The organism is Mesorhizobium sp. AR07 (genome assembly GCF_024746815.1).
Taxonomy (GTDB): domain Bacteria; phylum Pseudomonadota; class Alphaproteobacteria; order Rhizobiales; family Rhizobiaceae; genus Mesorhizobium.
The window spans coordinates 2,969,101-2,989,718 of record NZ_CP080525.1 but is presented as its reverse complement, the minus strand read 5'-3'; the positions used below and the strand labels follow the sequence as shown (position 1 = coordinate 2,989,718).

The window sequence follows — 20,618 nt, the reverse complement described above, 5'->3', positions numbered from 1 at the left end:
CGCCAATGACCGCCCTTTTTGTCGGTAGGTATCTTTGCACACCTGCGCGGCTTGTCATGGCTCCGATCATTTGCGATGGCTGGGCTTATTGCGGAGGACAGTCATGACAGAGCAAAGAACTGCCATCGTCACCGGCGCCGGCACGGGTATCGGCAAGAGCGTCGCCACGGCGCTGCTCGAGGCCGGCTGGAACACGGTGTTCTGCGGCCGCCGCAAGTCCGTGCTGGATGCCGCGATCGCCGAGGCCGGCCCAACCGACTCCAAGGCCTTGGCGATTGCCTGCGACATCAGCAAGGCCGGCGAGGTCGATGATCTGTTCGAGACGGTGGCTGAGGCTTTCGGCCGCGTCGACCTGCTCTTCAACAATGCCGGCATGGGCTATAAATCGACGCCGATCGACGAGATCCCGGTCGAGGTGTGGAATGATATCGTCGGGGTCAATCTCACCGGTTCGTTCCTGTGCGCCCGCGCTGCCTTCGGCGCCATGCGCAAGCAGCGGCCGATGGGTGGCCGCATCATCAACAACGGCTCGGTGTCGGCCTACGCGCCGCGTCCGGGCTCGGTGCCTTATACGGCGACCAAGCATGCCATCACCGGACTGACCAAGACGCTGGCGCTCGACGGCAGGCCCTATGACATCGCCTGCGGCCAGATCGACATCGGCAACGCGCTGACCGACATGGCGCAGCCCATGTCGGTCGGTGTGCCGCAGGCCAACGGCTCCATTGCGGCCGAAGCGGTGATGGATGTCCAGCGCGTTGCCGACGCCGTCGTCCACATGGCCAGCCTGCCGCTCGACGCCAATGTGCTGTTCATGACGGTGATGGCAACCAAGATGCCGTTTGTGGGCAGAGGCTGATCAGGCGTTCGCCAGCGGCACGCCGGGCAGATAAAATGTGATCGGGCGGATCTCGTAGACGGCGGTCGGATTGACGCGGCGCAGGTCGCGCGCGATGGCGATCGCATCGTCGCGGGTGGCGCAATCGACGACATAGAGGCCGAGAAGCTGTTCCTTGGTCTCGGCGAAGGGGCCGTCGATGATCGTACCGTCGCCTGGCCCGCGCAAGGTGAAGGCCGATTGGGTCGCGCCCAGCCGCGCCGACGGGCCAAGGCTGCCGTCGGCGTAGAGCCCGTCATGGATCTTGAGCAGGTCGGCCATCAGCGCCGCGTCTTCGTGCGGCGTCAGCGCCTTGATCGCGTCTTCCACGTGATAGGCGAGGATTGCATAGAACATCTGACGTCACCCCTCTCCGGTCGTGAATGTTCGTCGATTGCGCGAGCTGAGCCTCATTTCGCCAGGAACGTGCCGATCCGCTCCAGTGCCCGCAAAATGTTCTCCTCGGAGTTGGCGTAGGAGAGCCTGATGTAGCCTTCGCCGAGAATGCCGAAATCGGGGCCGCCGATCAGCGCCACGCCGGCCTCGTCGAGCAGGGCCGAGGCGAGCTTCTTCGCCTTCCAGCCGGTTTTCGACACGTTGGGGAAGGCATAGAACGCGCCCTTGGGCGTGATGCAGGACATGTTGGGCAAGCCATTCAGCCCCTCGACCACGATCTTCCGGCGGCGGTCGAAGGCGCGCATCATCTTGTCGACGTCGTCCTGCGGGCCGTCGATGGCCGCGATGCCGGCAAACTGGCTCGGCGCGTTGACGCAGGACCAGCAATTGACCGCCAGCTTGCGCACCTTGTCGTAGAGGTGGGCGCCCTTATCGCCATTCGGCCAGATCGACCAGCCCATGCGCCAGCCGGTCATCGCCCAGGTCTTCGACCAGCCATTGAGCACGATCAGCCGGTCGCGGATCTCGGGAAAACCGAGCAGCGAGCAATGCGTCTCGCCGTCATAGGTCATCACGTCGTAGATCTCGTCGGAAAGGATGGCGACGTTGGGGTACTTCTCCAGCCCCTTGACCAGCTTCTCGATCTCGGCGCGGGGCGTGACGCCGCCGGTCGGGTTGGCCGGCGAGTTGAGGATCAAGAGCCTGGTCTTCGAGGTGATCAGCGCCAGCGTCTCCTCGGCGGAGAAGGCAAAGCCGTTCTCCTCGCGCATCGGCACGGGAATGGGCGCCGCACCGGTGAACTCGATCATCGAGCGATAGATGGGAAAGCCCGGATCGGGATAGAGGATCTCGGCGCCCGGCTCGCCGAACATCAGGATCGCGGCGAACATGGTCGGCTTGCCGCCGGGCAGGATCATCACCGCTTCCGGCGAGACCTCGACGCCGGTGGTGGTCAGCGTACGCCGCACCACTGCCTCGCGCGTCGCCAGCAGACCATTGGCCGGCGTGTAGCCGTGATGACCGTCGCGCAGCGCCTTGATCGCCGCCTCGACGATGTGCTGCGGCGTCTTGAAGTCGGGCTGGCCGATGCCGAGATTGACGATGTCGCGGCCTTGTTGGGCAAGTGCTGTGGCCCTCGCGAGCACGGCAAAGGCGTTTTCCTCGCCGAGACGGTCGAAGGCCGAAATCGTGTGGAGCATTTTTCCCGTCCGTGTGGTTCTTGCTGCTGGCGTGCGTTTTTGTGAGCTTCGACCGGCAAAAGTCAAACGGATTGGAGTTTTTGGTGTCGGAAAATCTCAAAGACTGGCAACCGCGTCCGCGGCCCGAGCGCAAAGCCATCGACGGCGTTTACGTCCGGCTCGAGCCGCTGAGCGCCGCAAAACATGGCGACGGCCTCTATGAAGCGTCCTCCGTCTCCGACATCGACGGCCGCTTCGCCTGGCTGCCCGACTATCCACCGGAGACCCGCGCCGCCTTCCAGCCATGGCTGGACAAGGTGGAAGCCAGCGAGGATCCGCTGTTCTTCACCGTCATCGACAAGGCCAGCGGCAAGGTCGCCGGACGGCAGACGCTGATGCGCATCGATCCGGCTTACGGCGTCATCGAGATCGGCAACATCTATTGGGGACCGATCATCTCGCGCAAGCCGGGAGCGACGGAAGCGCAGTTCCTGTTCATGAAATACATTTTCGACGAGCTCGGCTATCGCCGCTACGAATGGAAATGCAACAACCGCAACGAGCCGTCGAAGCGGGCAGCCGAACGCTTCGGCTTCAAGTTCGAAGGCATTTTCCGCCAGCATCTCATCGTCAAGGGTGAAAACCGCGATACGGCGTGGTATTCGATCATCGACAAGGAATGGCCGCGCTTAAGCAAAGCCTATGAAGCGTGGCTCGATCCGGCCAATTTCGATGGCCACGGCCAGCAAAAGCGACGGCTTGAGGATTTTCGCGCGGAGTTCGGCGCGTGAGCTGAATTCGGCGCGCAACTGGAGTTCGCCCTTGGCGCATACCCATTCCGACGACCACAGCGGGCACGATCACGGCGCCGGCCATGTGCATGGCTCGACCGACAAGAAACGCGTTCTGATCGCGGCCTGCCTGACCGCCGGCTTCATGGTCGCCGAAGCGCTCGGCGGCCTCTTCACCGGGTCGCTGGCGCTGCTGGCCGATGCCGGCCACATGCTTGCCGATGCGATCGCGCTCGGCCTTGCCTGGTATGCCTTCCATCTTGCCGGCCGGCCGGCAACGGGCCGTCTCACCTACGGTTTCGGCCGGGTCAAGACATTGGTGGCCTACACCAACGGCATCGCCATCTTCGTCATCGCGCTGTGGATCGTCTACGAGGCATGGGGGCGCCTGCAGGCGCCGGCACCGGTACTTGGCGGGCCGATGCTGGTGGTGGCGATCCTCGGCCTGCTGGTCAATATCGGTTCCTTCTTCGTGCTGAATGGCGGCGACCGCGAAAGCCTGAACATGCGCGGCGCCATCCTGCATGTGCTCGGCGACCTGCTCGGCTCGGCCGCCGCGATCGTTGCGGCGCTGGTCATCCTGACGACCGGCTGGACACCGATCGACCCGATCCTGTCGGTTCTGGTCTCGCTGCTGATCCTGTCGACGGCATGGTCGCTGATGCGCGCCGCAGCCCACGTCCTGCTCGAAGGCGTGCCGCCAAGTCTCGATCGCGATCTGGTCGCCAAGGACATCGAAGCGACGGTTCCGGGCGTACGCGAGGTGCACCATATGCATGTCTGGTCGCTTGACGGGACAAGCAACATGGCGACGCTGCATGCCTGTCTCGACGACGGCGTCGATGCGCATCAGGCGGTCAGCGCCATCAAGAAGCGGCTTGCCAGCGCGCACGCCATCAGCCATGCCACCGTGGAACCGGAATTCGGAGCGTGCGCCGACGATGGCGACGACGACGATCATGATCACGAGCACGATGCGGCTGCGCATCACGACCACCATCACCAGGCCTGATCGATTGATATCGATGGGTCCTGCCTCAGGAGTTGCAAAACCTTGAAAATCAGCTTGATGAACACCCGCTGCCCGAGTGCGGCGTGATGGACCGCGACAGCAGGAATGCGGCCATCGCGGCGGCGTGGATCATGCTTCTGTTCGGTATCGGCGCCTACTATCTGCCCAGCGTGATGCTGGCGCTCGGTAGCCTTTCGACCGTGCTGGCGGGTCTGTTTGGCATCCTCTTCGTGCTGGCTTTTTTCTCGGTTTTCTGGCTGCGAGCCCGCAACCAGCGCAAGAACCAGGGCAAATAGGGGGATCTTCGACATGCGCATTCTGATCACGGGCGCCGCCGGCATGGTCGGCCGCAAGCTCATCGCCCGGCTGGCCAAGGACGGCGCGCTGCGCGGCAAGAAGATCACCGCGCTCGACCTGCACGACATCGTGCCGCCGCAGGCACCTGGCATGGAAGGTGTCAGCGTCACCATCCACACCGGCGATCTCACTGAAACGGGTGCCGCCGAAAGCCTGGTCGCATCGCGCCCCGATGTCGTCTTCCATCTTGCCGGCATCGTGTCAGGCGAGGCCGAAGCCAATTTCGATCTCGGCTACCGGGTCAATCTCGACGGTACTCGCGCCCTGTTCGATGCCATCCGCCTGGCCGGGTTTGCGCCGCGTGTCGTCTTCACCTCGTCGATCGCGGTGTTCGGCGCGCCGTTCCCGGATGTCATCCCTGATGAATTTCATCCGACGCCGCTGACCTCCTACGGCACCCAGAAGCAGATGAGCGAAGCGTTGCTGGCCGACTATTCCAGGCGCGGCTTCTTCGACGGCATCGGCATCCGGCTGCCAACCATCTGCGTGCGGCCAGGCAAGCCGAACAAGGCGGCGTCCGGCTTCTTCTCCGGCATCATCCGCGAGCCGTTGAGCGGCCACGAAGCGATCCTGCCGGTGTCGCGCTCGGTCGTGCACACCCATGCCAGCCCGCGCTCGGCGGTCAATTTCCTGATCCATGCGGCTGGGGTCGACGGCGACGACGTCGGGCCACGCCGCAATTTGACGATGCCCGGCGTCACCGTCACCGTCGGCGAGCAGATCGAGGCGCTGGAGCGCATTGCTGGCGCCAAGGCGGTGAAGCTGATCCGCGAGGAGCCCGACGAGACGATCTGGGCGATCGTCAAGGGCTGGCCGACGCGGTTCGAGGCGCGGCGGTCAAGGGAACTCGGCTTCAGCGCCGAAAAGAGTTTTGATGAGATCATCCGCGTGCATATCGAGGATGAGTTGGGCGGAAAGATCGCGGGTTAAAGCCGGAACGCCGCGGCGCGCAAAATCACCCGCCGGTCGCCAGGCTCGCCGACAGCAACAGCAATCCGAACAGGAACACGAACGCCGCGCCGCCGATCTCGACGATCGAGTGGATGCTGTTGCCCATGCGGCCGTCGCCGGCGAAATACACCGCCCAGTTCTTGGCGGTCACCGCCAGTGTCGCCAGCGCCGAGACGGTGATGGCGGTGCCCAGCGACATAGCCAGCACCGACAGCAACCCACCCAGCCAAAGCCCGTTGAGCAAGGCAAAGCTGAGCACGATCAGCGCGCCGGAGCAGGGACGGATGCCGACCGCCGCCACCGCCGACCAGGCGGTGCGCCAATCGAAGCGATCGCCCGACAGCAACGCCGGATCGGGCGCATGCGAATGGCCGCAGGTGTCGCAGACCTCGCCCGCCGCGTGATCGTGGTGAGCGTGATCGTGCGCGGCATGAGCATGATCGTGCGCACCATGGTCGTGATCGTGCGAATGGCCATGCGCATGGTCATGGTCTTCATGCCCGTGGAGAGCGTGTGAATGGGCCTGCACCGAATGGCTGTGAGCGGCATGCGAATGACCGGCGTGAGAATGACCCGCGTGCGAGTGACCGGCATGAGCCGCCGACAGGCTGTAGGCGGGCCTTCGCCCGAACAGGCGCAGGACGGATGGGCCGAGCTTGCGCCACAGCAGCCAGGCGCCGAACAGGGTGACGAAGACATAGCTCATGATTTCCATGAACCATGCCGCGTCGGTCATCGAGACGGTGGTTCCGCGCAGGACGAAATAGGCGAGCAGCATCACCGCGACCGCGGTCAGGCCCTGCAGCAGCGCCGAGACGAAGGACAAAAGGATGCCGCGCCGCAGCGCCACTTCATTGGCGACCATGTATGACGAGATCACCGCCTTGCCGTGGCCGGGGCCGGCGGCGTGGAAAATGCCGTAGGCAAAGGACAGGCCGATGAGTATCCAAATCTTGCTGCCGTCCTGGCGCATCGCCTTCATCGCCGTCGCCAGCGCGCGGTAGAATTCCTGCTGCCGGAGATTGATCCACATCAGGATGTGGGCGAAAGGGCCGGTGGTGGGCGCCATGCCGTCATTGACGCCGATACCGAGCGAACTCTGGGCATGGGCGGTGCTGGCGAAATGCATCATGACGAAGGTGATGGCCAACAGGCCGAATGCCAAACGCAGGGACGGTTTCGTCACCGGGTTCATCCTTCTGGCTGACAGTTCAGTTCGAGTTTGGTGGCGAAGATCTTGCTCATGTCGGTGCCTGTCGGATCGTTGAAGAACGCATCCGTCAGGGTCTTCTGGTTCTCTTTGATCGCCTCGTCCGGGTCCGGACGCACCACCTTGCTGGTGCAATTCGACGGCAGTCCTTCGACCGTGATGTTGGAGTCCTCGGTGAAGTCGATCGCCGTGTAGAATGTCGGGTCGTAGACGCCGATGTCGATCTTGCCCGCCAGCTTGATCGGCACCTTGGGTTCGGATTCGAACAGGATGATCAGCTGGTCATTGTCGAAATTGGCCATCAGATGCGGCGGCGGCGTCATCGCCACGTCCTTGCCGTCGACGGTGACGAGCTGAAAGTAGTTGAACTCCGCCAGTGAGGCATGGACGGTGTCGGCTACGTCCTTCAGCTCCTTGTCGTCGAGCTTCAGGTCGGAGTTCTTGTCGAACTCCATCAGCACCGTGCTGGAAAACAGATCGTCGAAGCGCCAGAGATGACGCAGCGCCTTCACACTTTGGTGATCCGGAGACAGGATCACGTCGAGGCGCGCCTCGGCGAAGACGTGAGGATGCACATAAGCCGGTCCAGTGGCGGCAAAGGTTGCCGCCAAGGCCGAAGCCAGCATGATTGCGTGCCGTTTCAGATGCATTCTCGGTCGCGATTCCATCGGCCTCGGAGAGATGTCGAGAGTTACCAGAAAGGGGGCGAAATTGGGACCGCTTGTGGGTGTCGCCCCAAAGTGCGCGGCGGTTTTGGGACAACGGCACGCACTCAACAAAAACGCCAAAGCGCGTCGCGGCGCGATGCGCTTGACGGCCGAAACCGGTCAGGCAGCATCACGCGTCCTGAACCACTGCACCAAGAAATCGACGAAGACGCGCACCTTCGCCGGCAGATAGCGGCGATGCGGGTAGACGGCAAAAATGCCGCCGCCCGACAGGATGCGGTCATCGAGCGCCGTCACCAGCCGACCGCTTTCGAGGTCGGGCGCGGCAATGAAATCCGGCAGGATGGAAAATCCGAGCCCCGCCACGGCGGCGGCTCTTGCCGCCATCGGGCTGTTGACCTCGATCGGGCCCGACACCGCGACGCTCACCGGATCGCCATTGTCGCCCTTGAATGGCCAATTGTTCAGTCCGCGGCCGTTGGTGTCGACGATGCAAGGCATGCGGCCAAGGTCCTGCGGCCGGGTCGGCATGCCATGCTTGGCGATCAGCTCGGGAGAGGCGCAGAGCTTTATCGAAAACGGCGCCAGCCGTCTCGCGATCAGCGACGAGTTTTCCAGCCGCGAGATGCGCACCGCGAGGTCGAAGCCTTCCTCGACGAGGTCGACGAAGCGGTCGTCGAGCTGGATGTCGAGCACGATGTCGGGATATTGCTTGGCGAAGTCGATCAACGACTGGCCGATCGGCGCATCGGCGAAGGTGCGCGGCGCCGACAGCTTGATCCTGCCGCGCACGTCGCCGGAGGATTCACGCACCGCATCGGCCAGGCTGTCGACCTCGCGCACGATCTCCGAAGCGCGCCGGTAATAGGTGTGGCCGGCCTCGGTCATCGAGAACTGCCTTGTGGTGCGGTTGAGCAGCAGCGCGCCGAGTTCGTCTTCCAGTTCGCGCACATATTTCGACAAAAGCGCCTTGGAACGGCCGATCTTGCGCGCCGCCGCCGAAAAGCCCTCGGCCTCGACGACGTCGATAAAGGCCCGCATTCGGGTCAGTGTGTCCATGGTCAGGCCTTTCGTGCGGCGTGGAGAAGTTTTCGGCCGAGCCGTATCAGGGCAATGTCGCTGCCGGAAGGGCCAAGCAACGACAGACCGAACGGGGCGCCGGCGACCGAGCCGATGGGCAAGGTGATTTGCGGAAAGCCGGACAGGCCGGCGAGGCACAGAAGGTGCAGCGCCCGCTCGCGATAGGCCTGGAATTGCTCGGGCGTGCTGTCGACGTAGGGCGCCGGGCCTGGAACCGTCGGCAGGACGAGGAAGCCGTCCTCGCCGAGCAGGGCGGCCAGTTCTCCGCGAAAGGTCAGCCGGCGCGCCTTCTCGGCCTGCGCTGTCTTGTCGTCGACGGCGCGGCCAAAGCCGAAGCGCTCCTCGACGCCGGGGCCGAGGTCGCGCTCGCCGCTGGTTATCCATTGGCCATGCACCGCCCAGGCCTCCATGGCCTGCAGCCGGCGAAAGCACCAGTAGAGTTCATCCGGAGACGAGGTGAAGCGCATTGACGGCGTCGCCGGCGCGCCGAAAACCGCGCTCGCCAGCGCCTTCATTCCAGCATATTCGGCAAGCGCCGGGCGGGCGACCAGCTCGTCCAGCCAGCCCAGCGCCAGCGGACGGTCCAACGCATGATGGTGCTGATCGCGGCCAAGCAGCAGCTTGCCGACGGTCTCATAGGTCTCGATATCGTCGGCGAACCAGCCGAACGTGTCGAAGCTCGGCGCCAGCTGCATCGCGCCATCGAGCGAAATGCGGCCATGCGTGGTGCGCAGCCCAATCAATCCGCAAAAGCTCGCCGGCGCGCGGATAGAGCCGCCGGTGTCGGAGCCGGTGGCGATGTCGGCCAGCCTGCCCGCCACCGCCGCCGCCGACCCCGACGACGAGCCGCCGGTGACGCGGTCGGGCGCTGCCGGGTTCACCGGAAACGAAAAATGCGCATTCTGACCGAACAGCGCGAAGGCAAGCTCGTCGGTCTGCGTCTTGCCGACGAAGCGCGCCCCGGCATCGAGAATCATCCGCACGGCGGGTGCTGTGCGCCCGGCGGCAGGGCTTTCGGCGAATTTCCGCAAATTGCCGCAACCGGTGCGGTAGCCGGCGACGTCGTAAATGTCCTTGACGGCCAGCCGCAAGCCGGCCAGCGGTCCGATCTCGGCATGTGCCACCGGCATCTGGCGAAGATCGAGAAAGGCGTTGAGGGGTCCGTGCGTGCCTGTCATCGTTCGATATCCGGATACGATTGCACCAACATTGTTCGATGCCGGAAATTTTACAACCTTGGATGCGATTTTTATTGATTGTGAAATCCTTCGACCTTATATCGCGCTTGCCCAAAGTCGCACGTGCCTGTGGGTGTCCGCCGATCCTCGAATGGTGAGGGAAATCGGTAAGGTAACTGGAGCCAACCCCTCCAGTCGGTTTAGCGGCCAACCGCCAGACCGAGGACACCTTGAAGCAACGACGGTGCGGGCCTTTCTGGTGTTCTGCCGGTCGTCCAAAGACCGGGGTTACTGAAGAGGCACACCTTCATTGCCGGCAGTGCGGACGGGTCTCCCATCCAAGCCAAGGCAGACAAAGCGAACCGAGGCTGGGCAAGGCCAGGTTCACCGCCGCGAGACGGCGTTTCATGGTTCCGGGGTCTCCACCGGCTGGTTCCATGAATTTCCGTCCCGCCTTTGTCCACCGCGTGTTCGCGAGGCCGACAGCCCGCGTCCCGCAGCCTTATTGCGCGCCGAAAGGCGCTGATGGAGAGACCCCGATGGCTACCCAGCGCATCCTTGACTTCCTCGCCACCCGACGTCCGTCCGGCCCCTGCCTCGTCGTCGACCTCGATGTCGTGCGCGACAATTTCCGCGCCTTCGAGAAGGCGCTGCCCGATTCCAAGATCTACTATGCGGTGAAAGCAAACCCGGCGCCGGAAATCCTGCGCCTCCTTGCTGCGATGGGCTCGTCCTTCGACACCGCTTCCGTTGCCGAAGTCGAGATGGCTATGGACGCCGGTGCGCCGGCGGCCCGCATCTCCTTCGGCAACACCATCAAGAAGGAGCGTGATATCGCACGCGCCTACCAGCTCGGCATCCGGCTGTTTGCGGTCGATTGCGTCGAAGAGGTCGAGAAGATCGCCCGCGTCGCTCCCGGCGCGCGCGTGTTCTGCCGCGTGCTGACCGATGGCGAAGGCGCCGAGTGGCCGCTGTCGCGCAAGTTCGGCTGCGTGCCGGCGATGGCGGTCGACGTGCTTCGCCATGCCAAGGGGCTTGGCCTCGACGCCTATGGCGTGTCGTTCCATGTCGGCTCGCAGCAGACCGACCTGACCGCCTGGGACCGCGCGCTCGCCGACGCCAAGACGGTGTTCGCGACGCTCGCCGACGAAGGCATCGTGCTCAAGATGGTCAACATGGGCGGCGGCTTCCCGACGCGCTATTTGCGTGACGTGCCGGCGGCGCAGGCCTATGGCCAGGCGATCTTCTCGGCGCTGCGCAAGCATTTCGGCAATGCCATCCCGGAAACCATCATCGAGCCGGGCCGCGGCATGGTCGGCAATGCCGGCGTCATCAAGTCGGAAGTCGTGCTGATCTCGAAGAAAGCCGCCAACGACAATGTGCGCTGGGTATTCCTCGACATCGGCAAGTTCGGCGGCCTGGCCGAGACGATGGACGAGGCGATCCGCTACCCGATCGTCACCGCGCATGACGGCACGGAGACCGCGCCTTGCGTGCTCGCCGGCCCGACCTGCGATTCGGCCGACGTGATGTACGAGAAGACGCCGTACCCGCTGCCCTTGTCGCTGACCATCGGCGACGAGGTGCTGATCGAAGGCACCGGCGCCTACACGACCACCTACTCGGCGGTCGCCTTCAACGGCTTTGAGCCTCTCCGATCCTACGTGATCTGACGGCTCGCAAGAGTCGCTCAGATCATCCCAGGTGGGCGTCTGCCGTCCACCCGGGCTCGCCTGTGGAACAGATATCCGCTCGCTAGGGATCACGGAAATGGACATTGCAGATTTCATTGTTGAGGGTGCCTGGCCGATCTCCTCCCATCAGGGGGAAATCGCCATCGTTGCCGAAACCGCGGCCGACGCCGTGGCGCGCGAGGCGCTGCTCGACGACGCCATGGGGCCGAAGCGCAAGACGAAATCGTCGGAAAAGCTGCGGCGTGGCCGCCGGCCTTCGGAAGGCCTGGCCTTCGTCGCCCGCGATGTGTCGGGCACCGTTGCCGGCACCGTGCGGTTGTGGGATGTCAGGCTGGGCGAGGGCGGTCCGGCAGCGCTGCTGCTTGGCCCGCTTGCCGTCGATCAGTCGCTGAAGAGTGCCGGCATCGGCTCGGCGCTGATGCGCCACGCAATGGCCGAGGCGGCGCGCCTCGGCCATGCGGCGATCCTGCTGGTCGGCGACGCGGCCTATTACGAACGCTTCGGATTCTCGGCCACCAGGACCGGTTCGCTCGCCATGCCGGGGCCCTATGAGCGGCATCGCCTGCTGGCGCTGGAGCTGGTCGAGGGCGCGCTCGACGGCGCCAAGGGCACGTTGAAGGCCGCTGGCCGCAAGCTGAAGGCGCACGAGCTGGTGTCGGCGCCCCTGACGCTTCAGGCACCCTGAAGCGGGCGCGCTTGTGTCTTTATCCAAACAAACGCCGCCCGTCGGGCGGCGTTTGTGCGTCTGACAAGCGGTCAGCCGATCAACTGGCTGAGCGCCATGGCGACAGTCATGTCGCCTTCGACCTTTATCTTGCCGGTCATGAAGGCCATGGTCGGGTTCAGGTCACCTGCAATCAGCGACTCCAGATCGTCGAGCGAGAGCTTGATGGTGCAATCGGCGGGCGCGTCGGTGGTCGAGACATCGGCGCCGTCGATGACGATGACGCCATCGCCGCCGGTGTCGAACTTCACGGAACGATCGAAACCGCTGCTTGCCACCCGCGACTTGATCTTCTCGGCAATCTCCTGAACGCTCACGCTGTTCTCCTTGTCTGGTTGCACCTGTCGCGCAGCGGTGCCCAAAGCCCCATGCCCGCGTTTCGCGATCACGGTCGCATATAGCTTTGGGTTGACGTTTACGTCAACGCGAATTCCGGTGGTTGGTTCCTATCGCCGCGGCGGGTTGCGTCCCGGTGTGATCGGGCCGCAAGCAGCGTCACGGAAGGCAGCTCAATGGCCCTTGACCGACTTGGTCATTTCCGGCGCCGTCTCGTTTTTCTTGCGGCGCAGCCAGTTGTCGCGGATTTCGTCCTTGCTCAGGAAATTGACCTGATCGATCAGAACCTCATGCACCAGATTGGCGCCGACGCGCGTGTTGACGGTATCGCGGATCGCGGCGCGGAAGGCATCGAGGTCGATCGTCGCCTTCTTGGTGAAGTCGATCTGCGGATTGGAGTAGAGGTAGGTATAGACTTGGTCGGTGATGAGCGCTTCGGCCGGAATGGACAGCTTCTTTATCTGCTCGGGTTCCACCGTGTAGACGAGTTTGGTTAGGAAATAGCCGTCGATCGAGGAATTGCGGATCAGCGGCACCGAAATGACGTCGGTCTTGACGTAGTCGAGCCCGCCCAGCATCGGCTTCGGCGTTTTGCCGACGCCGCGCTCGCCGGCCGCCTGGAACGAATAGAACACGGCGCCGAGCGTGGCGGCGCAGATCCAGACAGCGATGGCGATGACCTTGATCATCAGGCCTTGTCATTCCCTTGCGAGCGTGACGCGGCAGAGTCTGCCTGCCGGAGCACGATCGCCGCCGTCCTTCGGTACGGGATCATGCCTTCGCCCAGCCGAACTCGCCGGCGGAGTAGGTGCCGTCGGTTTGCGCGCGCTGGATGGCGTGCCGCAGCAGGGTGGCGACTTCGTTGACCGCGCTGAGGTGGGCCAGGATCGCTGCCTCGTTCTTGGCCAGCTTCTGGCGCAGCCGGGTCAGGCCCTCGCGATGCTGTTCGAGGAATTCGGCTTCGCTGCCGCCCTTCATGGCGCGGTTCAACTCGTAGAGGTAGCGGCTCTTGCGGGCGTTCGATGCCTTGAGATCATAGTTGGTGGTGTTGCGGATCCCGGCCGTTTCTTCCTCGACCACTTGCTCGATGCGGCCGATGATGGCGGCGAGGTTTCCAGGCCGGGCGAACGGGATCGGCGCTTCCGACGCGGTCGTTCGGGCTGGCAGGTTGGCGGTGAATTCCGGAATATCGGCCATGAGAATCCTGGTCTCGTTAGATTGAACTCGGATACGCGCTATCTCAGTGTTTGAGCATGATCTTTCCCGGAACCGGTCGCATTTGCGGGAAAGATGCTCTAGATCTTGATGTCCGTCCTGATGGTCGTTTCGTCACCGGTGATCGACCGCGCGGCCTTGCGCTGCAATTCGTGGACCAGCGAGGTCGACAGGCTGTTCTGCTGATCGATCTCGGTCTTTTCCGGTCCGCCCGAAACTGGGCCAACCGGCACCACGCGCTTGCCTTCGAGATAGTGGTCGGCCAGCATCGATTTGGCGATGCCGATGCCGCCGTGCTCGGCCATGACGTCGGCGACGCGTTCGGCGAGCTGCGATTTCCACATGTCGCCGGCCAGGCCCTTGCCATAGACGCCTTCGGTGTCCTTGGGCAGCATGTTCTGGATGAAGGTCTGCAGCACCATCGCTTCGAACTTCTTGAATTTCTTGGTAGGGTCGGTCGTCGCAACCTTGTCGGCGGTGGCGCGCGACAGGATCGAGCCGGCATCGACCGACGCGGCGGTATCGACCGAGAACGTCCCGGCAACACCACTGGCCCGCTTCGTCAGCGCGACACGGGCGGCCTCGATGTCCGTCGGGTCGACGGCTCGGGCCACATCCATAACGATGTCGCTGGGTGGAGAGATCGCCAAGAAAGTCCGCCTTTTGCCGGTTTCCTTAGCCAGACAATGCCTCAACAAGCTTGTGGCAGGCTTGCGCGGGAGAAGGGAAGCGGAACACGGGCATGTGATCGGTTGCCTGCTTGGCGCCATGAGCCGACGCTTAGCACCCGAGGTGCTAAACGTCTCAATATGGGCCGTAAACGGAACGACTGCTTTCTGCCGAACCCACCCGAAAGCGGACCGGCAGCTTCCGGCCCCACAAGAGTTCTTCGATCGTTCGCCCGATCGGGTGGACAGACGCATCTTAACCGGACATTCCACCACTCCAACTTCAGCCTCGGTTTGTGGCGCTGAGCTGACGGCTGCGCTGCACGAATTGGCATCGCGCCTGAGATGGTTGCAGGCCCCCGCAACCCAGTCCTACGCCACCGCAGGCAATACCCGGCTAAGGTGACAGCGACTGTGCCGACCTCAATGGGCGCGGCTTGAGATGGCTGAGCAACGCGTCGATGAAGACCCGTGTCTTGCGCGGCATAAGCTGCCTGCTCGGGAAGACGGCGCGCACCATGGCCGGAGGCAACCGCCATTCAGGCAGGATGCGGATGAGTTCGCCGGCAGCGAGATAAGGCCGCGCGAAAAGGTCCGGCATCGCGGTGATGCCCGCGCCCGACCGGGCTAGGCGGAAGAGCAGTTCATAGGAATTCGCCGATACCCGACGGCCCGACATGTCGACCGGAGCCGAAAGAGCGTCCCTGTTCAGCAACCAGCTCACCGGAAGGCCGTCGGCGAGCAGCACGAGGACGTCGTGCCGTGCCAGTGCCTCGGGCGTGTCGGGTGCCCCGGCATGGTCCGTGTAAAGCGGCGACGCGTAAAGACCGATACCAAGGTCGACCAGATGTCGGGTGGTCAACTGAAGATCCTGGGTTTCCCCGCCGATCCGGATGGCGAGATCGAAGCCGTCGCCGATCACGTCGACATAGCGAGGCGACAGGTCGAGTTCGAGCTGGATTTCGCTGTAGGCCTTGCTGAAATCCGCCAGCATCGGAGCGAGCGAGATCGCGGCCAGGTCGCCGGGGACGGACACGCGCAGCCGTCCCGAGGGCGTCACCTGCCGGTGTTCGGCGACCGCCATGACGGCATCCACCTCATGGATGATCTGTTCGGCCGGAATGAGGATGCGCTGGCCCATCTCGGTCAGGAAATTGCGGCGTGTGGTGCGCTGGAGCAGGCGCTCGCCGAGCTGGCTCTCGAGAACGGAGATGCGCCGGGACACGGTCGACTTCGGCAGGCCAAGCCGTTCGGCCGCGGCGCTGAAGCTTCCCGTCTCTGCAACACGCGCAAAAATCATCAGATCGAATGGGTCGGGTGCGGTCGGCATGACTGGACCTAAATTGTTTCAAGTATGAAACAATCAAACCCATTCCCGACAATAGCGCAACAACGAGATTGCCGATTAGCTGACGCCATGAACTTCAATGCTCATCGGGTGTGGACGAAGTGACAGTTTCAGCCAGAAACCTCATCGACAAAGCGGTCGTCTGGGAAAGTGCGGTGGGCTGGACTCCCGAATGTCTTGATGAAGGTCCGGACATGCTTGTCCGCTATCGCGACGCAGGCTTCTCCTTCCTCTCGCTGACCATCGGCGCGGATTGGGACCGGCCGGAGCCCACGCTCCGCCATCTCTCCCAGCAACGGCGCTGGTTCGAGCAGCGCGCTCACGACTACCAGTTCGTCGAATCCGTGGCCGATATTCGCGCCGCCAAGCAGTCGGGTAAGATGGCGATAGGCTTCCACCTGCAGGGCGCCGGCCCAGCCGCCCATGAGCCCGCCATGATCGACAGCTGGTACCGGCTCGGCATCCGCTGGATGATCGTGGCCTACAACACCCGCAACCCGCTTGGCGACGGCTGCCACGAGCCCTCGGACGCCGGTCTCTCGATGCTTGGCCGCGCTTTCGTGGCCGAAGCGAACCGCGTCGGCATGATGCTCGACGCAAGCCACGCCGGCATCAACACGTCGCTCGACATCATCGAACTGTCGGAAAAGCCGGTGGTATTTTCCCATTCGAGCGTCCGCGCGCTGAAGAACCACGAGCGCAACATCGACGACGTCCAGATCAAGGCGCTTGCCCGGCGCGGCGGCGTGGTCGGCATCAACTCCATCGGTGCCTTCCTGACCGACGACAACCGTTCGGACGTTTCAGCCCTGATGCGTCATATCGATTACGTTGCCCAGCTCGTAGGGCCCGAACATGTCGGCCTCGGCCTCGACACCGTTTTCTACCAGCCCTTCATGACCAAGCTTTACGACTCCGGTCCGATGATGGCGTTGCGCGGCTATCCGCGCCCGCCCTGGGCCGACGTCAAGCCGGAGGTCCTGCCCGAGATCGTCGAAGCCCTCGAACGCCATGGCTATTCGGAAGCCGCCATCCTTGGCGTGCTGGGCGAGAATTTCCTGCGGGTCGCCGAACAGAACTGGCGTCCGTCCACCGTGTAAACCCAACCTAAGGAGCGCGTCGTGAAATTGATGAAGTGGCTGCTTGCGGCAGTCTTGGCCACAGCCGGGCATGGCCTTGCCCATGCCGACCCGAAACGGATCGAAATCGCCAGCTTCGGCGAACACCCCGCGCTCAATCAGGTCGCCGAAGGCTTCAAGGCCCGGATGACCGAACTGGGCTATGTCGAAGGCAAGGACGTCACCTACGGCTTCCAGCACGCCAATTTCGACCGAAGCCTCGTTCCGCAGATACTGCAGCAGGTGGAGGCCAAGCATCCGGCGCTTATCCTCGCTATCACCACCGGGCTCAACCAGGCAGCGGTGCGCGGCATCACCGACAAGTCGATCCCAGTCGTGTTCGGCGCGGTCGTTGACCCGGTCGTGGCAGGCATCGTGCCGGATTGGCAGCACGGTTCGGCCTGGAGTACCGGCGCGTCCATGCTGCCCGATTTCGATGCCTCCTTCGACTACCTCAAGAAGGTGTTGCCGGGGGTCAAGAAGGTCGGAACCCTGTTCAATCCGGGCGAAGACAACGACACCTCCAATATGGAGCTGATCCAGAAGGCGGCGGCCAAGGCCGGGATCGAGGTCGTCGGCGTGCCGGTCGACAATCCCAACGACCTGCCCCAGCGTGTCCAGACCTTCGCCGGACAGGTCGACGCCATCTTCCTCATCCAGTCCAACGTTGTGCAGACCTCGGTACCGGTCGTGGCGCAGGTGGCGCAGCGGATCAAGCTGCCGCTGTTCAACTCGGTCTACGCTCCCGACCTCAAGGACCAGCTCGCCGGCTTCCACGCCATCTCCTATCGCCAGAACGGCGAGCATGCCGCCGATATCGCCGACCGAATTCTCAAGGGCGAAAAGCCGGCCGACATCGCGCCCTATGTTCCCAAAGGTGACGATTTCGACGCCTATGTCAGCCCGAAGGGACTTGCAGCCGTCGGCCTGACGGTTCCGGAAGGACTCAAGGACAGCCCATGGCTGCTCAAGTGATAGCGATGGGCATGCCCCTGCTCGTCTGCGCGGGCTTATGCAAAACCTTCAATGCCGGCCTTGCCAGCGCACGGCCGGCGCTCGACGGGGTGGATCTGGCGCTCAATCGCGGCGACTTCGTCGTGATCATCGGCTCGAACGGCGCCGGCAAATCGACGCTGCTCAACACCATCGCGGGCGCGATCGAGCCGGAAGGCGGCTCGATCGTCCTGGACGGCCAAGACATTACCCGCCTTGCGGCACATCGCCGGGCCGGCATGATCTCACGTGTGTTCCAGGATCCAATGATTGGTACCGCGGCGGCCATGACCATCGAAGAAAACCTGGCCCTGGCCGAGCAGCGCGGGCAACACAGGGGCTTTGCGCGCCATCTCGACGGTGCCAAGCGCGACCGCTACCGGGCGTTGCTCGCAGGCCTGTCGCTCGGCATGGAAGACCGGCTGTCGACACCGGTAGCCCAGCTCTCGGGCGGGCAACGCCAGGCCCTGTCCCTGATCATGGCATCATTGTCGCGCCCCTCGCTGCTGTTGCTCGATGAGCATACGGCAGCTTTGGACCCGCGCACCGCCGACCTGATCATGGCGACGACCTTGCGGATCGTCGCCGAGCAGTCGCTCACCACTTTGATGGTCACCCACAACATGCGCCAGGCGATCGAGACCGGCAATCGGTTGGTCATGATGGACGCCGGCCGCATCCGCGACGACATCGGCGGCACAGAGAAGGCAACGCTCACGCCTGCCGATCTCGTCGAAAAGTTCAGAATCGAAAACGACCGCATGCTGCTCGGAACCTGACCCATGGACGTGATCCACGCCTATCTCAATCTCGTGCCGGTGACGCTGTCGCAAAGCCTCATCTATTCGTTCCTGGTGCTCGGCATCATGATCCCGTTCCGGTTACTGAGCTTTCCGGACCTGACCAGCGAAGGTGCGTTTCCGCTCGGCGGCTGCGTCTGCGCCACACTTTTGCTGACGGGATATCCACCGCTGTTCGCAACCGTTATCGCGATGCTCGCCGGTGTCGGGGCCGGCGCGGCAACCGCGCTGGTGCACCTGCGTTTTCGCATCAATTCGCTGCTGGCAGGCATCCTGGTCTTCACTGCGCTCTACAGCGTGAACATGCGCGTCCTCGGCCGCTCGAACATCGCCTTGTTCAACACCGACAACGTCTTCATGCAGATCAACCCGGCCATCCTCACCGACGTCCGGCTGCAGGTCGCCACTTTCGCCGTGCTGATCGTGGTGGCTCTGGTCGCACTGCGCTGGCATCTGGCCACGCAAGCAGGAGCGGCGCTGCGCGTCATCGGCATCAATCCGGAGCTGGCGCCATCGCTCGGTATCAGCATCTGGACATACACAATCGTTGGATTGGGTGTCGCCTCGGGCCTGACCGCCTTAGGCGGCGCGCTCATCGTGCAATTGCAGGGCTATGCCGATGTCGGCATGGGTACCGGCATCCTCATCAATGGCCTTGCTTCCCTGGTCATCGGCGAAACGATCACCGGACGGCAAACCGTGACCCGGCAGTTGCTGGCGCCGGTCGTCGGTGCAGTGGTCTACTATCAGCTCGTGTCCCTGGCGCTGTCGCTCGGACTTCAGCCAAGCGACCTGAAGGTCGTGACGGCCGCCTTCGTATTGGTGACGCTGGGACTCCCTATGCTGCGCGGTCGCAGCGCCCTACGCGAAACCATGCGCGCATAGTTCGACGACGACTACGCGCATTCCCCTGTTGCGTTGGTTGTCGACTGCTATGGACATAGCGACGGTCGCGGCCCGCTGGTCGGGAACGCGACGATCGTCAACGCGAACTGGCATCGGGGGCCCTTGACTTGCGGTGCTCAATAGCGACCAGGCGCTGCTTATCGGGGAAAGCCGGGCTGCCGCCGACCCGGCCAAGGCCATCCTCTTCGACGCCTCGGGCAATTCAGTGCTGCCGGCAGCACTCTGATTCCCCAAGGTTCCTTTGGTCCGGCTGACAGTCATGTCTGCTTTCGGGAGCGAGCATCGAGCTATTCGATGGCCAGTTTTGAGGCGCATTGCTGCCATTCGCAACACGGACAATGAACAAGATCACCGTTGGATCGAACTCCGTCTTTCGGAGCGATTTGGGTTTTGGGGCGAGAGCCCCTTCTATCACGGTCCTGAGCGTGAACGGCTGGGCGCGCCTCTCAGGGGCGCCACAAAGCCGCTACACCCCCGCCGCCGACAAACCCCGGCAGGGCTGGTGCCCGAGGTAGCCTATACGTTCTTACTCGCGCATGTGTGGCCTTAAGTCGCAAACTATTGGCTTCGTATAGCAGGGCCTCGGACTTCATTGATGCTGCGACCAACACCATATGGTGGTCTATAGCCTTCCAAACGAGAGAAGCTGGCCTCGGTGGGGTCGCGCTGCGGCCGTCAGCCGGCATCGGCTTATGAACTAGGAACCTGAAAACCATCATGCCTGAAAATATCAGACTGACTTCGAGAGACGTCCCCCTCATTCAGCTAGGCGTCTATCAGTGCCGCTTCCCGGTGAGCGAAGACCCATCAGTACCCGGCGGTTACCGTTTTTGTGCTGGGCCGACTTCGCCGGATCGCGTCTACTGCGATCACCACCACAGCATCGTGACTGCCGTCGACCCTCGTCGAGCCCGTTCGGGTCTCCACTTCGCTCAACGACGCGCCGCGTAGGTTACGTTTTGGTGGGTTGAGCCCTCCGCGCGCTGGCGGGCGTTGCTTCGTCGTCTATCATGTCGTCCCCTCAAATCTCTTTTGCAATTCGGCGACCCCATTTCAGTCAACGAAGCGTGACCTGTCAGACTTGAGGACGGCCTCAGCGAAGTCGAGCATTTCCGGAC

The 20,618-nt window shown here is 63.4% G+C and carries 22 protein-coding genes; 11 read left to right on the top strand and 11 right to left on the bottom strand.

The window, feature by feature from the left end; all coding sequences use genetic code 11:
* The first annotated feature begins 103 nt into the window (after positions 1 to 103).
* Positions 104 to 859: an SDR family oxidoreductase gene (locus BPNPMPFG_RS15255; RefSeq protein WP_258596279.1), complete on the top strand. Its 756-nt coding sequence runs from the start codon at positions 104 to 106 to the stop codon at positions 857 to 859.
* Here the strand turns inward: BPNPMPFG_RS15255 and BPNPMPFG_RS15250 are convergent, their stop codons facing one another.
* Positions 860 to 1,234 carry a YciI family protein gene (locus BPNPMPFG_RS15250; RefSeq protein ID WP_258596278.1) on the bottom strand — a complete coding sequence of 125 codons (375 nt, stop codon included), beginning with the start codon at positions 1,232 to 1,234 and terminating at the stop codon, positions 860 to 862. It lies immediately after the preceding gene.
* 53 nt (positions 1,235 to 1,287) lie between these two features.
* Positions 1,288 to 2,472: a pyridoxal phosphate-dependent aminotransferase gene (locus tag BPNPMPFG_RS15245; RefSeq protein WP_258596277.1), complete on the bottom strand. Its 1,185-nt coding sequence runs from the start codon at positions 2,470 to 2,472 to the stop codon at positions 1,288 to 1,290.
* A gap of 83 nt (positions 2,473 to 2,555) precedes the next feature.
* On the opposite strand from BPNPMPFG_RS15245, the gene BPNPMPFG_RS15240 reads away from it, so the two are divergent.
* The 4 genes from BPNPMPFG_RS15240 to denD all read left to right on the top strand — a co-directional run bounded on the left by BPNPMPFG_RS15240 (position 2,556) and on the right by denD (position 5,541).
* Positions 2,556 to 3,242, top strand: a complete 687-nt coding sequence (locus BPNPMPFG_RS15240; RefSeq protein ID WP_258596276.1) for a GNAT family N-acetyltransferase — start codon at positions 2,556 to 2,558, stop codon at positions 3,240 to 3,242.
* Between the two features lie 31 nt (positions 3,243 to 3,273).
* The gene (locus tag BPNPMPFG_RS15235) at positions 3,274 to 4,254 is read left to right on the top strand and encodes a cation diffusion facilitator family transporter (protein WP_258596275.1); all 981 of its coding nucleotides are present in this window, start codon (positions 3,274 to 3,276) and stop codon (positions 4,252 to 4,254) included.
* Positions 4,255 to 4,337: 83 nt separating this feature from the next.
* Positions 4,338 to 4,550, top strand: a complete 213-nt coding sequence (locus BPNPMPFG_RS15230; RefSeq protein ID WP_258596771.1) for a hypothetical protein — start codon at positions 4,338 to 4,340, stop codon at positions 4,548 to 4,550.
* Positions 4,551 to 4,563: 13 nt separating this feature from the next.
* Positions 4,564 to 5,541: a D-erythronate dehydrogenase gene (denD, locus tag BPNPMPFG_RS15225; protein WP_258596274.1), complete on the top strand. Its 978-nt coding sequence runs from the start codon at positions 4,564 to 4,566 to the stop codon at positions 5,539 to 5,541.
* A 25-nt stretch (positions 5,542 to 5,566) separates the two neighbouring features.
* Here denD and BPNPMPFG_RS15220 read toward each other — a convergent pair whose 3' ends face one another.
* From BPNPMPFG_RS15220 to BPNPMPFG_RS15205, 4 genes are all read right to left on the bottom strand, one after another.
* Positions 5,567 to 6,757 (bottom strand): nickel/cobalt transporter, encoded by a 1,191-nt coding sequence (locus BPNPMPFG_RS15220; protein ID WP_258596273.1) that lies wholly within the window; start codon positions 6,755 to 6,757, stop codon positions 5,567 to 5,569.
* Positions 6,754 to 7,422 carry a DUF1007 family protein gene (locus BPNPMPFG_RS15215; RefSeq protein WP_258596272.1) on the bottom strand — a complete coding sequence of 223 codons (669 nt, stop codon included), beginning with the start codon at positions 7,420 to 7,422 and terminating at the stop codon, positions 6,754 to 6,756. Before BPNPMPFG_RS15215 ends, BPNPMPFG_RS15220 begins: the two co-directional genes overlap by 4 nt.
* Before the next feature lie 177 nt (positions 7,423 to 7,599).
* Positions 7,600 to 8,499 carry a LysR family transcriptional regulator gene (locus tag BPNPMPFG_RS15210; protein WP_258596271.1) on the bottom strand — a complete coding sequence of 300 codons (900 nt, stop codon included), beginning with the start codon at positions 8,497 to 8,499 and terminating at the stop codon, positions 7,600 to 7,602.
* 2 nt (positions 8,500 to 8,501) lie between these two features.
* On the bottom strand, positions 8,502 to 9,698 hold the full coding sequence (locus BPNPMPFG_RS15205) for an amidase (protein ID WP_258596270.1): 1,197 nt from the start codon (positions 9,696 to 9,698) through the stop codon (positions 8,502 to 8,504).
* A 539-nt stretch (positions 9,699 to 10,237) separates the two neighbouring features.
* Here BPNPMPFG_RS15205 and odc2 point away from each other — a divergent pair.
* The gene (gene odc2 / locus BPNPMPFG_RS15200) at positions 10,238 to 11,371 is read left to right on the top strand and encodes an ornithine/lysine decarboxylase (protein ID WP_258596269.1); all 1,134 of its coding nucleotides are present in this window, start codon (positions 10,238 to 10,240) and stop codon (positions 11,369 to 11,371) included.
* Between the two features lie 97 nt (positions 11,372 to 11,468).
* Positions 11,469 to 12,077 (top strand): GNAT family N-acetyltransferase, encoded by a 609-nt coding sequence (locus BPNPMPFG_RS15195; protein WP_258596268.1) that lies wholly within the window; start codon positions 11,469 to 11,471, stop codon positions 12,075 to 12,077.
* Positions 12,078 to 12,148: 71 nt separating this feature from the next.
* Here BPNPMPFG_RS15195 and BPNPMPFG_RS15190 read toward each other — a convergent pair whose 3' ends face one another.
* The 5 genes from BPNPMPFG_RS15190 to BPNPMPFG_RS15170 form a co-directional block, all read right to left on the bottom strand.
* Positions 12,149 to 12,433 (bottom strand): SCP2 sterol-binding domain-containing protein, encoded by a 285-nt coding sequence (locus BPNPMPFG_RS15190; RefSeq protein WP_258596267.1) that lies wholly within the window; start codon positions 12,431 to 12,433, stop codon positions 12,149 to 12,151.
* 192 nt (positions 12,434 to 12,625) lie between these two features.
* Positions 12,626 to 13,141 carry a hypothetical protein gene (locus BPNPMPFG_RS15185; RefSeq protein WP_258596265.1) on the bottom strand — a complete coding sequence of 172 codons (516 nt, stop codon included), beginning with the start codon at positions 13,139 to 13,141 and terminating at the stop codon, positions 12,626 to 12,628.
* Positions 13,142 to 13,223: 82 nt separating this feature from the next.
* The gene (locus tag BPNPMPFG_RS15180) at positions 13,224 to 13,649 is read right to left on the bottom strand and encodes a hypothetical protein (RefSeq protein WP_258596264.1); all 426 of its coding nucleotides are present in this window, start codon (positions 13,647 to 13,649) and stop codon (positions 13,224 to 13,226) included.
* Positions 13,650 to 13,747: 98 nt separating this feature from the next.
* A complete protein-coding gene (locus BPNPMPFG_RS15175) occupies positions 13,748 to 14,287 on the bottom strand; it encodes a rod-binding protein (RefSeq protein WP_258596263.1) in 540 nt (179 codons plus the stop codon).
* Positions 14,288 to 14,732: 445 nt separating this feature from the next.
* The gene (locus tag BPNPMPFG_RS15170; protein ID WP_258596262.1) at positions 14,733 to 15,665 is read right to left on the bottom strand and encodes a LysR family transcriptional regulator; all 933 of its coding nucleotides are present in this window, start codon (positions 15,663 to 15,665) and stop codon (positions 14,733 to 14,735) included.
* A gap of 212 nt (positions 15,666 to 15,877) precedes the next feature.
* On the opposite strand from BPNPMPFG_RS15170, the gene BPNPMPFG_RS15165 reads away from it, so the two are divergent.
* From BPNPMPFG_RS15165 to BPNPMPFG_RS15150, 4 genes are read left to right on the top strand one after another with little or no spacing between them, the layout of a single operon-like run.
* On the top strand, positions 15,878 to 16,783 hold the full coding sequence (locus tag BPNPMPFG_RS15165; protein WP_258596261.1) for a dipeptidase: 906 nt from the start codon (positions 15,878 to 15,880) through the stop codon (positions 16,781 to 16,783).
* Between the two features lie 30 nt (positions 16,784 to 16,813).
* Positions 16,814 to 17,776, top strand: coding sequence for an ABC transporter substrate-binding protein (locus tag BPNPMPFG_RS15160; RefSeq protein WP_258596770.1), 963 nt, complete (start codon positions 16,814 to 16,816; stop codon positions 17,774 to 17,776).
* The gene (locus BPNPMPFG_RS15155; protein ID WP_413776858.1) at positions 17,761 to 18,573 is read left to right on the top strand and encodes an ABC transporter ATP-binding protein; all 813 of its coding nucleotides are present in this window, start codon (positions 17,761 to 17,763) and stop codon (positions 18,571 to 18,573) included. The genes BPNPMPFG_RS15160 and BPNPMPFG_RS15155 overlap by 16 nt, the downstream gene beginning before the upstream one ends.
* Positions 18,574 to 18,576: 3 nt before the next feature.
* Positions 18,577 to 19,479, top strand: a complete 903-nt coding sequence (locus BPNPMPFG_RS15150; protein WP_258596260.1) for an ABC transporter permease — start codon at positions 18,577 to 18,579, stop codon at positions 19,477 to 19,479.
* The last annotated feature ends 1,139 nt before the right edge of the window (positions 19,480 to 20,618 follow it).

What these genes read in the sequence shown, in the direction of transcription:
- BPNPMPFG_RS15255 (WP_258596279.1), top strand. Translation starts at nt 104, where the DNA reads ATGACAGAGCAAAGAACTGCCATCGTCACCGGCGCCGGCACGGGTATC.
- BPNPMPFG_RS15250 (WP_258596278.1), bottom strand. Translation starts at nt 1,234, where the DNA reads ATGTTCTATGCAATCCTCGCCTATCACGTGGAAGACGCGATCAAGGCG.
- BPNPMPFG_RS15245 (WP_258596277.1), bottom strand. Translation starts at nt 2,472, where the DNA reads ATGCTCCACACGATTTCGGCCTTCGACCGTCTCGGCGAGGAAAACGCC.
- denD (WP_258596274.1), top strand. Translation starts at nt 4,564, where the DNA reads ATGCGCATTCTGATCACGGGCGCCGCCGGCATGGTCGGCCGCAAGCTC.
- BPNPMPFG_RS15220 (WP_258596273.1), bottom strand. Translation starts at nt 6,757, where the DNA reads ATGAACCCGGTGACGAAACCGTCCCTGCGTTTGGCATTCGGCCTGTTG.
- BPNPMPFG_RS15215 (WP_258596272.1), bottom strand. Translation starts at nt 7,422, where the DNA reads ATGCATCTGAAACGGCACGCAATCATGCTGGCTTCGGCCTTGGCGGCA.
- BPNPMPFG_RS15210 (WP_258596271.1), bottom strand. Translation starts at nt 8,499, where the DNA reads ATGGACACACTGACCCGAATGCGGGCCTTTATCGACGTCGTCGAGGCC.
- BPNPMPFG_RS15205 (WP_258596270.1), bottom strand. Translation starts at nt 9,698, where the DNA reads ATGACAGGCACGCACGGACCCCTCAACGCCTTTCTCGATCTTCGCCAG.
- odc2 (WP_258596269.1), top strand. Translation starts at nt 10,238, where the DNA reads ATGGCTACCCAGCGCATCCTTGACTTCCTCGCCACCCGACGTCCGTCC.
- BPNPMPFG_RS15195 (WP_258596268.1), top strand. Translation starts at nt 11,469, where the DNA reads ATGGACATTGCAGATTTCATTGTTGAGGGTGCCTGGCCGATCTCCTCC.
- BPNPMPFG_RS15185 (WP_258596265.1), bottom strand. Translation starts at nt 13,141, where the DNA reads ATGATCAAGGTCATCGCCATCGCTGTCTGGATCTGCGCCGCCACGCTC.
- BPNPMPFG_RS15180 (WP_258596264.1), bottom strand. Translation starts at nt 13,649, where the DNA reads ATGGCCGATATTCCGGAATTCACCGCCAACCTGCCAGCCCGAACGACC.
- BPNPMPFG_RS15175 (WP_258596263.1), bottom strand. Translation starts at nt 14,287, where the DNA reads ATGGATGTGGCCCGAGCCGTCGACCCGACGGACATCGAGGCCGCCCGT.
- BPNPMPFG_RS15170 (WP_258596262.1), bottom strand. Translation starts at nt 15,665, where the DNA reads ATGCCGACCGCACCCGACCCATTCGATCTGATGATTTTTGCGCGTGTT.
- BPNPMPFG_RS15165 (WP_258596261.1), top strand. Translation starts at nt 15,878, where the DNA reads ATGCTTGTCCGCTATCGCGACGCAGGCTTCTCCTTCCTCTCGCTGACC.
- BPNPMPFG_RS15160 (WP_258596770.1), top strand. Translation starts at nt 16,814, where the DNA reads ATGAAGTGGCTGCTTGCGGCAGTCTTGGCCACAGCCGGGCATGGCCTT.
- BPNPMPFG_RS15155 (WP_413776858.1), top strand. Translation starts at nt 17,761, where the DNA reads ATGGCTGCTCAAGTGATAGCGATGGGCATGCCCCTGCTCGTCTGCGCG.
- BPNPMPFG_RS15150 (WP_258596260.1), top strand. Translation starts at nt 18,577, where the DNA reads ATGGACGTGATCCACGCCTATCTCAATCTCGTGCCGGTGACGCTGTCG.